A 12,130-nucleotide genomic window follows, 5' to 3' on the forward strand; every position below is an offset into this window, starting at 1 on the left:
CCCGCCATGTTGTGGATGGGTGACGAGGAGGGACGATGTTTATTTCTCAACAGCGCTCTCCGCACATTTTGGGGTGTTGATCCCGAAAAGCTGGATGAATTTGATTGGTCGTCTACGCTGCACCCTGACGACGTCGAACTGCTGCAAAAGCCGTTCATCAACGCAATGAGAGACCAGGCGCCTTTTGCGGTCGAAGCGCGGTATCGGCGTGCAGACGGAATTTATCGGATCATGCGCACCCAGGCCAATCCCCGATTTGACAGCGCTGGAAAGTTTCTTGGAATGACCGGGCTCAATACCGACGTCACGGACCAGCGGATAGCGGAGGAACAATCACGCTATCTGATGGGCGAGCTCAATCATCGCACCAAAAACCTGCTCACCGTCATTCAGGCTATTGCGCGCAGCACCGCGCGCACGACGTCGCCTGAAGCGTTTCTTGATGCGTTTGGAGCAAGACTTGGTGGACTTGCGGCCAGCAACGACCTCCTGGTTTCGAAAGCCTGGGCCTTTGTGTTGATCAAGGACCTCGTGGCTGGTCAGCTGCAAACGATCGGTGCTGAGCGTGATAGCCGGGTTACAGTGGGTGGCCCTGAGATCTTAGTTTGTCCACAGCACGCGCAGATGATCGGCATGGCGCTGCATGAATTGGCGACCAATAGTTTAAAGCATGGTGCTCTTTGCCAGCAAGCTGCATCACTCAGAGTGGAATGGTCTGGCCATCCGGAAAGCGGATGGCACATCGAATGGGACGAAACCCTTCCGGAGCCGATTGCACCGCCCACCCATAGAGGCTTTGGCCAGGTCGTCATGGTGGATATGGTCGAGCGGGCAATACAAGGATCGGTCGGACTAACGTTCCGGCCAAACGGCATTCTTTGGCGTTTGACCGTTGATGGATCGCATGGGCTGACACAAGTCGACAGCTGAGCTCTCCATTTTATCGTGCAGATCGCTTACCTGTCGGTCCCCGAAGTTCGTGCAAATTTGGGACGTTGAGTGATCTTGTAGCGTGTGCACTCAAGTACGCGCCCGCAAGCGAATGGTTTGAAGGCTCGTCATGCCGCACCATTAAAGTCCATAAGCAAGAATGCGGCGTGCGGCGGCTGCCCTGCGGGGCGATCGCCCTTTCGCTGTCAAGGCAAGCTTTGCCCACCCATTGCAGACAAAGAGCCTCACACGGCCCAGTCACAATGCCCCCTGCCGTAATTTCCCCCACAGGCTAAATCAGGCTGCCATAGCAGGTCCAGACCGATAGGATCCTTCGCTGGTACTGTGCATTGCGGGCCCATGTTGGCAGCTTGAAATCCACCTTCATACATCACAGACCCGTAAAATCTGACCCAGCAGCCAACGAAAAGTTAACACAGCGCTTCTAGCGTTTCCGTTTTGGCCAAACTCTGGAGCGCACCGATGAAACACGTCTTCGCCGTCGCCACAGCCGCATTGCTGACTGCGGCACCTGCATCAGCAAATGACCCCCTTCTCGAAGAGGTGATAGGCTTCACCGGACAAATTTTTCACCTCGAAACCGGCGTTCCAGGATTGGTCATTGCCGCTGTGCGAGATGGAGAGAATGCGATTGCCAGCTTCGGCGAAATTGCGATCGACAGCGCTCGCGAACCCGACGGCGATACACAAATCGGTGTCGGCTCCATCACGAAGAGCTTCACTGGCCTTGCGTTGGCCCATGCGGTCGCCGAGGGCACGGTTGCATTGACTGACCCTGCTGAACCGCACATCAGCCTCGTTAGCACGCTGCCCGAACGCGGTGGGCGTCACATCCGGCTGGTCGATCTGGCCACGCACGCCAGCGGGTTTCCGCGCGAACTCGCGCCCGTCGAAGGCGTGGAACGCTACAGCGATGCGTCATTTGCGGCCAATTTAGAAGAAGACGCGCTGCTCTTTGCGCCAGGGGAGGGCATGGCATATTCCAACATCGGTTTTGACCTGCTGGCTATGGCGCTCTCGGAACGCGCTGGTATGCCGTATGCCGACCTGATCCAGGAAACCGTGCTTGACCCCATCGGATTGAGTGCCACCGGTTACGCGCGCCCCGAGGGTGACAATGTCATGACCGGCTATGACTGGAATGACGACGAGATGGATCCCGGTGATCCAATTTCCAACCGCTTCGGAGCGTCGCAGCTCTATACGACCGCCAACGACATGGTGGAGTATCTTTCCTGGAACCTCGACCGCTTCGGCGAGGAAGGGACAGAGGCCCGCTCGATCAGCCACGCAGCATGGGTCATGCGTGACGGACTTGATCCCGTATTCGGAATGGACGAATCCGGCCAAATGGATGCAATGGGGCTTGGCTGGGTGATCATGATGCCGGAGGGCGAGCGCCCATTGCTCCTCCAAAAGGCTGGTGGGACCAATGGGGTGTTTAGCTACATTGCCTTTGCGCCCTCGCGCGGCGTCGGCGTATTCATGGCAATCAACAAGTTCGACTTCGCCGCCGCAACAGCAATGGCCGAAGTCGCAAACGATCTGATTGCCAGCCTCGCACCCCGCTGACTCCAGACTCAATAGCCAGGGGTCCAAAGACGCTGCGGTCGGTGCGTACTGCTGGCGCTGGAAATCGTCATTCAGCGCCGGGCAAAAAACCGCGACCCGACCACAGGAGCCTCAAAGCCAAGGCTGACCAGATCGGGGTGGTTCTGGTTGAACGTGCGCCGCTGCTTGCGCGGTTGGCTCTCTCAGATTCAGCCAGCCTGAAAGCGGTTTGGCATACGGGTCGATCGTGTTTGGCCGCTCGGGCACCTTGACCATCGGCTCAACCGTATCGGACCTTGAGATATTAGCCAATGGTCTTCCGGGACAGTCCGGTGCGCCGCGAAATCTTCCGGATTAAAAAACCGTCCTGGAAATCCCAGCACCGCATAGCGCTCAAAAACGCGGTGTCCAGCACGGCTCGATCTCCCGCCCGAAACGGACAGGATAGCGTTCAAACCTGAGTCAGATCTCAGTGGGAAAATCCCCCAATACCGGGTCAGATCTTTGCGGCCAGCAACACCTTGCAGCCCCTCTGGAGAACAGCAATGACGCCCTCGCCTCGACATCTTTGGATGGCAACGGCGAGGGGGCCGGTAAAACTGGATTGCAGGCAGCTTGAAGACAATTGGTTTGCCGATCGAATGGGAAAGTAAATTTGACATCTTCAATCTGTGGCGCTTTGGACGTTCATTCTCGTGAAGTTCAGTCTTTGGCGGTGACCACATGCCTGCCGCCTACTAGATGGCCCGAGACAAAGTCGAACAGAGCCGAGCCATGCTGGCTGGCGAGGTCTGGGATGACGCTGAGCTCGAACACATCCTCGCCCTGATATTCGGAAGTCTGCAAACTGCTGGACGACAGGACGATGGAGCCAAGCCCATCGCCTTCATCGCGCGAGGAGCGCGACAATATAGTAAAGTTGTTCCGAGCACCGCCAGGTGAAACAAGCGATGATTTTACCAGACGGTAACCTTTGTCTCGCTTAACTGTGTGCATTGAGTGATTTAGTAGTGAGTGCACTCAACTGTTCATGCTCAACCATTACGGGTTTGAAGCTCTGATGCCGCGTGACTGAGTTCCCTAAGCGAGGTTGCGGCATGCGGGTGGCTGCCCTCACAAGGGCAACCACCCTGCAATCTCAGAACAAGCATTAACCCTTTTCGTTGACCGCTATGAGCCTGTTCAATTGAACCCGAATTGGTCTTTGCTAGAGTTGCAGCACTGGCGAGGTGGCGGAAAGAATACGCGCTGGGCGTGCAAGTCCAGAGATTCAGGTTCAAGTCCTGGCCTTGCCTCCATTTTTTGGAGCGAGCGGACGCATGCCAGCCAAACGAACTGCAACTTCAAAGATTGCAGTCTTCGGGCTTTGGCTGGTCGTCCTGCCACTCAACTTCCTGGCGCTATATGGCGCGTGGCAGCTTATTGAGGCTTTTATGCTCCCGCTCGTCATGTAATCGCCGCATCTAGGCCGCGCGTAACTGGCACCAAGAAATCGGACAACCGTCATCGGGGCCTGCAGACCATCTCGCGCCAGTCCAAGACCGCACCATCATTGCCGCCACGCTCAATCGCATCTGGCACCCAGAACGCCGATTCACTAGCCTCTTCATCGTCACGCGCGACCCCAGTGCCGGCGCCCGCCATCTTCCGACTCTCTCCAAGTGGGCCAAATCCAGAAAACTCATAGCGTCCAGCCACGGGGCTCTCGGGTTCGTTCTTCGGAGACTTTCGGGCGCCTATCGGCTGCCGAAACTCTTCACGGATGCCGACCCTCGGCTTTCTTCCATTCCTGCCAAACCGGACATGCAGCATCCGGCCCCCATTTGGCCATTCATCAAGAGCAAACATTTATAGACATAATATGTTGATGGTCGGCCCACCCGGCGCGGGGAAATCCATGCTGGCCCAGCGCCTGCCCTCCATCCTCCCCCCGCTCAATCCGCGCGAACTGCTCGATGTGTCGATGATCGCCTCGATTGCCGGGGAGTTGAAGGGCGGACAGATTTCCGACCATCGCCCCTTCCGCGCCCCCCATCATTCGGCCTCCATGGCCGCGCTGGTCGGCGGCGGCTTGCGGGTGCGCCCCGGCGAGGCCTCGCTTGCCCACAATGGGGTTTTGTTTCTCGATGAGCTGCCCGAATTCCAGGCTCAGGCGCTCGACAGCCTGCGTCAGCCGCTCGAATCGGGCGAAACGGTCATCGCGCGCGCCAATGCGCGCGTCACCTACCCCTCGCGCTTCCAGCTGGTCGCCGCCATGAACCCGTGCAAATGCGGCATGGCGGGAACGCCGGGCCACACCTGCCGGCGCGGCGAAAAATGCGCGGCCGATTACCAGGGCCGCGTGTCCGGGCCGTTCCTTGATCGCATCGACATCCGCATCGATGTTCCTGCGGTGTCGGCAACGGACATGATCGGCTCCAAACCGGGCGAGCCCAGCGTCGTAGTTGCCCAGCGCGTGGCCACGGCCCGCGATATCCAGCGCCGCCGCTATGCCGAACTGGACCTTTCGGGCGTCCACACCAATTCCGCCGCCCCTTCGAGCGCCATCGAACAGATCGTTGCTCCCGACGCCGAAAGCCGCGACCTCCTGCTCAAGGCTGCGGAAACGTTCAACCTCTCTGCCCGCGCCTATCACCGGGTGCTCAAAGTGGCCCGCATACTGGCCGATCTTGCCGGCAGCGAAACCGTCTCGCGCCCCCACATCGCCGAGGCCCTGAGCTATCGCATCAACATGGCCAATGCCTGATATGGACTACAAGATTGTCGCGCGGATACCCGATATCGAAACCTTTGCCCGACTGCGCGCCATATCGGGCCTGTCGCCCCGCAGCCGGGATGGCATGGAAAAGGGCCTTCCCAATTCGCTTTTCGCCGTGCTGGTTGTCCATAAGGGCCACGTCGTCGGCATGGGCCGCATCATCGGCGATGGCGGCACCGCCTACCAGATCACCGACATCGCGGTCGATCCCACCCATCAGGGCAAGGGCTTGGGCAAGGCTATCATGGCCGCGCTGATCGATTGGCTCGAGCGCGAAGCGCCCGAAAAGGCCTATGTTTCGCTGATCGCCGATGGCGACGCGCGCCATCTCTATGGAAAATTCGGTTTTCAGCCCGTTATGCCCGCCTCGATCGGCATGGCGCGCGTCATGGTCAAGACGCCATGATCGACCCCGCCCTGCGCATGCTCACAAAGCTCGCCCGCAACAACGCCCTCGCCAATCATCGCCTGGCGCAGGCCGTCATCGGGCTCGACCAGTCCGAGTTTACGGCAAGGCGCGTGAGCTTTTTCCCTTCCCTTAGGGCAACGCTCAACCACATCCTTGTCATCGATTGGTTCTATATCGACGCGCTTGAAGGCGGAACGCTTGGTCCATGGGCATGGGAAAACGAAGAACCCTTCGATACGGCCCGTGCGCTTTATGCTGCCCAGCGCCAGAGCGATGAAAAACTTGTCGCGTTCTGCGACGCGCTAGAAATTGCCGATCTCGCCCGTCCCATCGCCATCCACCGCCAGTCCCGCATCCAGACCGAACGCTGCGACGATGTGCTCAACCACCTCTTCGCCCACCAGACCCACCATCGCGGCCAGGTCCACGCCATGCTGGCCGGAACGCCCCTCGCCCCGCCCCAACTCGACGAATTCATCGTCTCCGACGACGCAAAATTCCGCGCCGGGGAATTGGCGGCGTTCGGCTGGACTGAAGCCGATCTGGGATTCGGGGATGAATGAGTTGTGTGGAGAGTTAGGTCAGGGCGAGCCGAAAACCGTGGTTTTCGAGAACCGGAGCGGAGCGTACTTTCAGTACGTGAGCACCGGAAGCGCAGAAAGCTGCGGTTTGCAGGCCGCCATCGCCTAACTCTCCATACAACTTAAGCCGCCAGCCCGCGATCCTTGGTGGCCATGAAATCGAGCAGAGGAAAGTCCTTTGCACACCGGTCGATTTCCCACTGGCTGGGAGCCAGAAACACCGGATCGCCATAACGGTCCTCGGCGATGTTCAATCGATGCAGCGCCGCGAACTTGTCGAACTGTGCCTTGTCGTTGACCTTGACCCAGCGCGCCGTCACATATTGCGCCGGCTCGATCCGGATCGGCACCGAATATTCCGCCGCCGCGCGGCTGGTCAGCACTTCAAGCTGCAGCGGCCCCACAGCGCCCACATAATACCCCGAGCCCAAGGTCGGCTTGAACACCTGCACCACGCCCTCTTCGGCCAGATCGTTGAGCGCCTTGGCCAGCTGCTTGGTTTTCGAAGCATCGGAAAGATGCACGCGGCGCAGCAGTTCGGGCGCGAAATTGGGAATGCCGGTAACCGTCACGTCAGGCCCATCGGTCAACGTATCGCCGACCGAGAGCGTGCCGTGATTGGGAATACCCACGACGTCCCCTGCCACCGCCTCATCGGCCAGCTCGCGCTCGCGCGCGAAAAAGAACATCGGGTTGGCGACTTTCAAATCCTTGCCCGTGCGCACGTTTTTCAGCCGCATGCCGCGCTTGAGCGTCCCCGAAGCCACGCGCACGAAGGCCACGCGGTCGCGGTGGTTGGGGTCCATATTGGCCTGAACCTTGAACACGAACCCCGTGCACGCCGCCATGGACGGGTCAACCGGTTCGGGCCGGGCTGGCTGGGTGCGCGGCTCGGGCGCAAACCGGCACACCGCTTCGAGCAGTTCGCGCACGCCGATCGATTTGAGCGCCGAGCCGAAATAGACCGGGGTCAGCGTGCCCTCCTCGAACGCGGTCTGGTCAAATTTGGGCAGCGATCCGTTGGCCAGCTCAAGCCCCTCCATCGAGGCGGCAATCTGCTGGTTCTGCGTATCGGCAAACCGCCCCGCCAATGCCTCGATTCCCGGCGCCTCGGCCTCCGGCCTGCCCTCGGTCGAAATGAACCGCCCGTGCTCGAGATCGATAAGCCCGTTAAAGTCGACGCCAGCGCCCACCGGCCACATCATCGGCGCGGTGTCGAGCGCCAGGGTCTCCATGATCTCGTCGAGGATTTCCAGCGTATCGCGCGCTTCCCGGTCAATCTTGTTGACGAAGGTGATGATCGGGATGTCGCGCAGCCGGCACACTTCGAACAGTTTGCGCGTCTGCGCCTCGATGCCCTTGGCCGCGTCGATCACCATGATCGCCGAATCCACCGCCGTCAGCGTGCGATAGGTGTCTTCGGAAAAGTCCGCGTGGCCCGGCGTATCGAGCAGGTTCAGCGTCAGCCCGTCATGTTCGAACGTCATCACGCTCGAAGTGATCGAAATGCCGCGCTTCTGCTCGATCTCCATCCAGTCCGAGCGGGTCCGACGCCGCTCGCCGCGCTCTTTCACCTCGCCCGCCAGATGGATGGCGCCGGAATTGAGCAGCAGTTTTTCGGTCAGCGTCGTCTTGCCGGCGTCCGGATGCGAAATGATCGCGAAGGTACGGCGGCTTTTATAGCCGGTGGACTCAAGGCTCACTGGGGCAGATCTCCGGGAAGATGAAGGCGATTGGCAAACCCATATGGTTCGTGCGCCTGACTATACCAAATCGGCGGCCCTAAAAAGCCCCTCGCTTTTCCGCTGGACAGCCCCTCGAACTCAATTTACCAAGAAAGTACTTGTTTAAATGAGTTCTGCCATGTCCAACACCGCTTCCGGATGGTCCGCCATCGTCTCCCCGCGCTATCTCGGCGCCACGATCACCCTGTGCCTCGGCGTCGCGCTCCTGGCCTTTAACGGCTTTCTGGTCTCCACCGCCCTGCCCACCGCTGTCGATGAGCTGGGCGGCGTGGCGCTGTTGTCCTGGGCCACCACGGTCTTTCTCGTGTTTGCCATCATGGGCGGGGCCGGCGGCGCACTGCTCAAGGCGCGGCTGGGCGCCCGCATGGCGCTGGTCGCCGCCGCCTCGGTTTTCCTTGTCGGCTCGCTCCTCGCCGCAATCGCCGGCTCCATGCCCGAACTGCTTGTCGGTCGCGCCCTTCAGGGACTGGGCGAAGGCATCGTCGCGGCCATATGCTACGCGCTGATCCCCGAACTCTTTCCTTCTGCCCTGGTGCCAAAGGTGTTCGGCGCCGAATCGGTGGTCTGGGCGCTGGCCGCCTTTGGTGGGCCGGTGCTCTCGGGCGCCTTGACCGAAACCCTCTCCTGGCGCGCCGCCTTCGCCGTCAATCTGCCCATCGGAGCCATTTTTATCGGCCTCGTTCTCACGATCGTGCCACCTGGCCTGCGCGAAAAATCTTCCGGCCGCTTGCCCATCGTCCGGCTGCTGCTGATCGGCGCCGCCATCATGGCCGTCTCGGTTGGCGGCCTGCTCGATTCGCCGCTTCTCACCGCCCTGTGTCTTCTCATCGCCGGCGCAACGCTTTTCGCCGTCATCGGCCGCGATCGTACCGCCACCACCCCGCTGTTCCCAACCCATGCCTTCCGCTTTAATGACGTTGTGGGCGCTGGTCTCTGGGTCATTCTGCTCATGCCCCTGGCCCAGGCCGGCGCGGCGGTGTTCCTGGTCTATGCGCTGCAAAACATTTTCGGCTTCGGCCCGACCCTCGCCGGTGTCATCGGCGCGGTCATGGCGATCACCTGGTCAACCACGGCCATCCTTGTCGCCAACGTGTCCGAAACCGCCCGTCCCGGCCTTATTCGCCTCGGCCCTGTCCTGCTCGTTGCCGGTCTCGCGCTGCTCGCCATCGCCTTTGCTATCGGCCAGCTCCCACTTGTCATCCTGGCTCAGATCCTGATCGGTGCGGCCTATGGCACTTCATGGGCCTATACCAGCCAAACCATCATGGAAGCCGCCCGCCCCGGCGAACGCGACAGGGCCTCGGCCCTTTTGCCCACCATCCAGTCAGCGGGCTATGGCATCGGAGCGGCCATCGCCGGCCTCATCGCCAACACCGCCGGCATCGCCTCGGCCCAAACCACCCAGCAATTGACCACCGCCTTGGTCATCACCTTCGCCCTTTGTGCCGTACTGTCCCTCCCGGCCGTCGCCGCCGCCCGCGCCATGACAATCAAATCTTAAGGCCTCACCGGCTCTCCTTACGGTTAGGCGGCGAGGAAAGTTGGACATGGAAAAGGGCACGCTGATCGAATGGGACGACGACCGGGGCTTTGGCTTTATCAAGCCCGATGGCCCGAGGGCGAAGATCTTCGTGTCTGGGCCGCTGTCAGCCTTCTCGTGCTGGTCTTTGCGTCCATCATCCTGGACCGGGCGCCATTCTGGCTGATCGCGCCCTACGCCATAATGGGCGGCGCGTCCTGGCTCGCCTACTGGATGGACAAACAGGCCGCCATTGCCGGTCGATGGCGGATCAGCGAGGCAGGATTGCACGGCCTCGATGCCGTTTTCGGTATCATCGGCGGGCTGCTCGCCCAGCAGGTCTTCCGACACAAGACCGCAAAGCCCGGCTTCGCCCTGACCACGGGCGCGATTGCGGTCACGCATGGGCTGGTGCTGGCCGGCATTGTCGTCGGCGCGCTGTCTTACGCCGAACTGGCGGCCTTGCTCGAATAGGCTGATTCACGTGAAGCAGAATTTGATTGCTTCACGTGAATCAAAAAGCGGGGGCGGGGGATAAATTGGTCCGGCTATCTTCGGCCTTGACCTCAGTGAAACTGGGCCGTCTCGGTCGAACCCGCCATGGCGGTTGTCGAGCTTGACCCGCCGCTCACTGCGGTTGCCACAGCATCGAAATAGCTTGTGCCCACTTCGCGCTGGTGCCGCGTGGCCGTAAATCCGTCCTTTTCGGCGGCAAATTCGGCCTGCTGCAGTTCGGAATAGGCAGCCATGCCCCGGTCCTTGTATCCGCGCGCCAGATTGAATGTGGTGAGCGAAAGGTTGTGATATCCGGCCAGGGTGATGAACTGGTACTTATACCCCATCGCGCCCAGCTCGCGCTGGAACGCCGCCATATCCGCCTCGCCCATATATTTCGCCCAGTTGAACGATGGCGAGCAATTGTAAGCCAGCATCTGGTCGGGATGCTCCTTGCGGATCGCTTCTGCAAACCGCCGCGCATCCTCAAGATTTGGCGTCGAGGTCTCGCACCAGATCAAATCCGCATAGGGCGCATAGGCCAGCCCGCGCGCAATCGCAGCTTCGAACCCGCCCTTGAGCCGATAAAACCCCTCTTCTGTCCGCTCGCCCGTAATGAACGGCGCATCGTAGTCATCGACATCGGAGGTGATCAGCTGCGCCGCCTCAGCGTCGGTGCGCGCCATGATCAGCGTAGGAACGCCCATGACGTCCGCCGCCAGCCGTGCCGCGTTCAGGGTGCGCACAAAGGTCCGGGTCGGCACCAGAACCTTGCCGCCCAGATGGCCGCATTTCTTCTCGCTGGCCAACTGGTCCTCGAAATGAACCGCCGCGGCGCCCGCCTCGATCATCGCCTTCATCAGCTCGAACACATTGAGCGCCCCGCCGAACCCGGCTTCCGCATCGGCAATGATGGGCACGAAATAATCCGTGTCGGCGTCCGATTTGTCCTCATAGCGCTCCATGGTCTGGATCTGGTCGGCCCGCTGCAGCGCCTTGTTGATGCGCCTGACCACCGAGGGGACCGAATCGACGGGATAAAGCGACTGGTCGGGATACATGTTGCCCGACGAATTGGCGTCCGCCGCCACCTGCCAGCCCGAAAGATAGATGGCCTTCAATCCAGCTTTCACCTGTTGGACGGCCTGGTTGCCGGTAAAGGTGCCAAGGGTCGGCACGAAATCCTCGCTGTGCAGCAATTCCCACAGCCGTCGCGCCCCGTTCTCGGCCAGCGTATGCCGGATGGGCAGGCTGCCCGAGAGCCGGGCCACATCGTCGGGCGTATAGTCGCGCGCGACGTTCCTCCAGCGGTCCGGCGCCCATTCGGGGGCCTCGAAGGTCTGGGGGTCGGGTGACTTGTCGAGCATTGAGAACTCCTCCTTTTGAAATCTTAAGCGGTGAAAACGAGATCAGCCACGCCGCGAAAAGGTCGCGGCCACCATCTGCGTGCCGCCAAACAGCGCCTCGCCGCCGGCCATCGTAAAGCTGTGCTTTCCGGCCCGGTGGACAATGGAATAATCCCGCTCGGCCAGCCCCTGGCTTCTGAAGCTCTCCATCACCTCGGCCATCGAAGGCGCAATGATGGTGATGAAATCTTCGCTGGTCGTGTCGATTGTCTGATGAGCGCTCATGGCTCTTGTCTCCTGCTGATGAGCACACCAGCGTGCCCGGTTGAGTAAAGAATTGACAATTGAGGTCAAAAAGGCAAGAAAAGACGCAATAACAGCATGTTAAGCTGTAAATCCTTGCAAAGCCAGGATGGCAAGTTTGTAAAGACTGTAAAGATTTACAGCCGGGAGAAGGACCGATGAACCAACTCGATCTGCAGATCGGAGGCCGCATCAAGCGGTTGCGGCGCCAGAAATCGGTCAGCCAGGCCCAACTGGCCGCGGCGCTGGAGATTTCAGCGTCCTATCTCAACCTCATCGAGCACAATCGGCGCCGCATCACGGTGCCGCTGCTGTTCCGCGTCGCGGGTTATTTCGGGGTTGAGGCGGGAGAATTGGCCGAAAGCGACGATGCGAGGCTGTCGGGCGATCTCATGGAAATGTTCGGCGACGATATTTTCGCCGATTCCGACCTCACCAACACCGACATCCGCGATCTGGCCACCCATCATCC

11 protein-coding genes, 1 tRNA gene and 1 pseudogene are annotated in these 12,130 nt (G+C 60.5%); 9 read left to right on the forward strand and 4 right to left on the reverse strand.

Features of this window, described 5'->3' with window-relative positions; all coding sequences use genetic code 11:
* A partial coding sequence (locus AACZ55_RS12805) for an HWE histidine kinase domain-containing protein (protein WP_339646650.1) occupies positions 1-930 on the forward strand: 930 nt, incomplete at its 5' end.
* Between the two features lie 483 nt (positions 931-1,413).
* Complete coding sequence (ampH, locus tag AACZ55_RS12810) at positions 1,414-2,523, forward strand: D-alanyl-D-alanine-carboxypeptidase/endopeptidase AmpH (protein WP_339646652.1); 1,110 nt, start codon at positions 1,414-1,416, stop codon at positions 2,521-2,523.
* Positions 2,524-3,204: 681 nt separating this feature from the next.
* On the opposite strand, the gene AACZ55_RS12815 is transcribed toward ampH, so the two are convergent.
* Positions 3,205-3,411 carry a hypothetical protein gene (locus tag AACZ55_RS12815; protein ID WP_339646654.1) on the reverse strand — a complete coding sequence of 69 codons (207 nt, stop codon included), beginning with the start codon at positions 3,409-3,411 and terminating at the stop codon, positions 3,205-3,207.
* Positions 3,412-3,725: 314 nt separating this feature from the next.
* Here AACZ55_RS12815 and AACZ55_RS12820 point away from each other — a divergent pair.
* The 4 genes and pseudogenes from AACZ55_RS12820 to AACZ55_RS12835 all read left to right on the forward strand — a co-directional run bounded on the left by AACZ55_RS12820 (position 3,726) and on the right by AACZ55_RS12835 (position 6,232).
* Positions 3,726-3,800: transfer RNA gene (locus AACZ55_RS12820), tRNA-Ala, on the forward strand.
* A 557-nt stretch (positions 3,801-4,357) separates the two neighbouring features.
* Positions 4,358-5,248 (forward strand): annotated as a pseudogene (locus tag AACZ55_RS12825) (ATP-binding protein); the annotation flags it as partial.
* A 1-nt stretch (position 5,249) separates the two neighbouring features.
* Entirely contained in the window at positions 5,250-5,666 is a 417-nt protein-coding gene (locus AACZ55_RS12830; protein ID WP_339646657.1) for a GNAT family N-acetyltransferase, read from the forward strand.
* Positions 5,663-6,232 carry a DinB family protein gene (locus AACZ55_RS12835; RefSeq protein WP_339646659.1) on the forward strand — a complete coding sequence of 190 codons (570 nt, stop codon included), beginning with the start codon at positions 5,663-5,665 and terminating at the stop codon, positions 6,230-6,232. Before AACZ55_RS12830 ends, AACZ55_RS12835 begins: the two co-directional genes overlap by 4 nt.
* A gap of 140 nt (positions 6,233-6,372) precedes the next feature.
* Here AACZ55_RS12835 and AACZ55_RS12840 read toward each other — a convergent pair whose 3' ends face one another.
* Positions 6,373-7,953, reverse strand: coding sequence for a peptide chain release factor 3 (locus AACZ55_RS12840; protein WP_338608361.1), 1,581 nt, complete (start codon positions 7,951-7,953; stop codon positions 6,373-6,375).
* Between the two features lie 160 nt (positions 7,954-8,113).
* Between AACZ55_RS12840 and AACZ55_RS12845 the strand changes: the two genes are divergently transcribed.
* Together AACZ55_RS12845 and AACZ55_RS12850 are read left to right on the forward strand one after the other, a co-directional pair.
* Positions 8,114-9,496 (forward strand): MFS transporter, encoded by a 1,383-nt coding sequence (locus AACZ55_RS12845; protein WP_339646662.1) that lies wholly within the window; start codon positions 8,114-8,116, stop codon positions 9,494-9,496.
* A gap of 69 nt (positions 9,497-9,565) precedes the next feature.
* A complete protein-coding gene (locus AACZ55_RS12850) occupies positions 9,566-9,988 on the forward strand; it encodes a DUF1294 domain-containing protein (protein WP_339646665.1) in 423 nt (140 codons plus the stop codon).
* 92 nt (positions 9,989-10,080) lie between these two features.
* Here the strand turns inward: AACZ55_RS12850 and aceA are convergent, their stop codons facing one another.
* Together aceA and AACZ55_RS12860 are read right to left on the reverse strand one after the other, a co-directional pair.
* Positions 10,081-11,376, reverse strand: coding sequence for an isocitrate lyase (gene aceA / locus AACZ55_RS12855; protein WP_339646668.1), 1,296 nt, complete (start codon positions 11,374-11,376; stop codon positions 10,081-10,083).
* A 42-nt stretch (positions 11,377-11,418) separates the two neighbouring features.
* A complete protein-coding gene (locus AACZ55_RS12860; RefSeq protein WP_339646670.1) occupies positions 11,419-11,640 on the reverse strand; it encodes a hypothetical protein in 222 nt (73 codons plus the stop codon).
* 176 nt (positions 11,641-11,816) lie between these two features.
* On the opposite strand from AACZ55_RS12860, the gene AACZ55_RS12865 reads away from it, so the two are divergent.
* Positions 11,817-12,130, forward strand: a 314-nt coding sequence (locus tag AACZ55_RS12865; protein WP_339646672.1) for a helix-turn-helix transcriptional regulator, incomplete at its 3' end; no start/stop codon positions are given.

This window comes from uncultured Pelagibacterium sp. (genome assembly GCF_963972885.1).
Classification (GTDB): Bacteria; Pseudomonadota; Alphaproteobacteria; order Rhizobiales; family Devosiaceae; genus Pelagibacterium; species Pelagibacterium nitratireducens.

What these genes read in the sequence shown, in the direction of transcription:
- ampH (WP_339646652.1), top strand. Translation starts at nt 1,414, where the DNA reads ATGAAACACGTCTTCGCCGTCGCCACAGCCGCATTGCTGACTGCGGCA.
- AACZ55_RS12830 (WP_339646657.1), top strand. Translation starts at nt 5,250, where the DNA reads ATGGACTACAAGATTGTCGCGCGGATACCCGATATCGAAACCTTTGCC.
- AACZ55_RS12835 (WP_339646659.1), top strand. Translation starts at nt 5,663, where the DNA reads ATGATCGACCCCGCCCTGCGCATGCTCACAAAGCTCGCCCGCAACAAC.
- AACZ55_RS12845 (WP_339646662.1), top strand. Translation starts at nt 8,114, where the DNA reads ATGTCCAACACCGCTTCCGGATGGTCCGCCATCGTCTCCCCGCGCTAT.
- AACZ55_RS12850 (WP_339646665.1), top strand. Translation starts at nt 9,566, where the DNA reads ATGGGACGACGACCGGGGCTTTGGCTTTATCAAGCCCGATGGCCCGAG.
- aceA (WP_339646668.1), bottom strand. Translation starts at nt 11,376, where the DNA reads ATGCTCGACAAGTCACCCGACCCCCAGACCTTCGAGGCCCCCGAATGG.
- AACZ55_RS12860 (WP_339646670.1), bottom strand. Translation starts at nt 11,640, where the DNA reads ATGAGCGCTCATCAGACAATCGACACGACCAGCGAAGATTTCATCACC.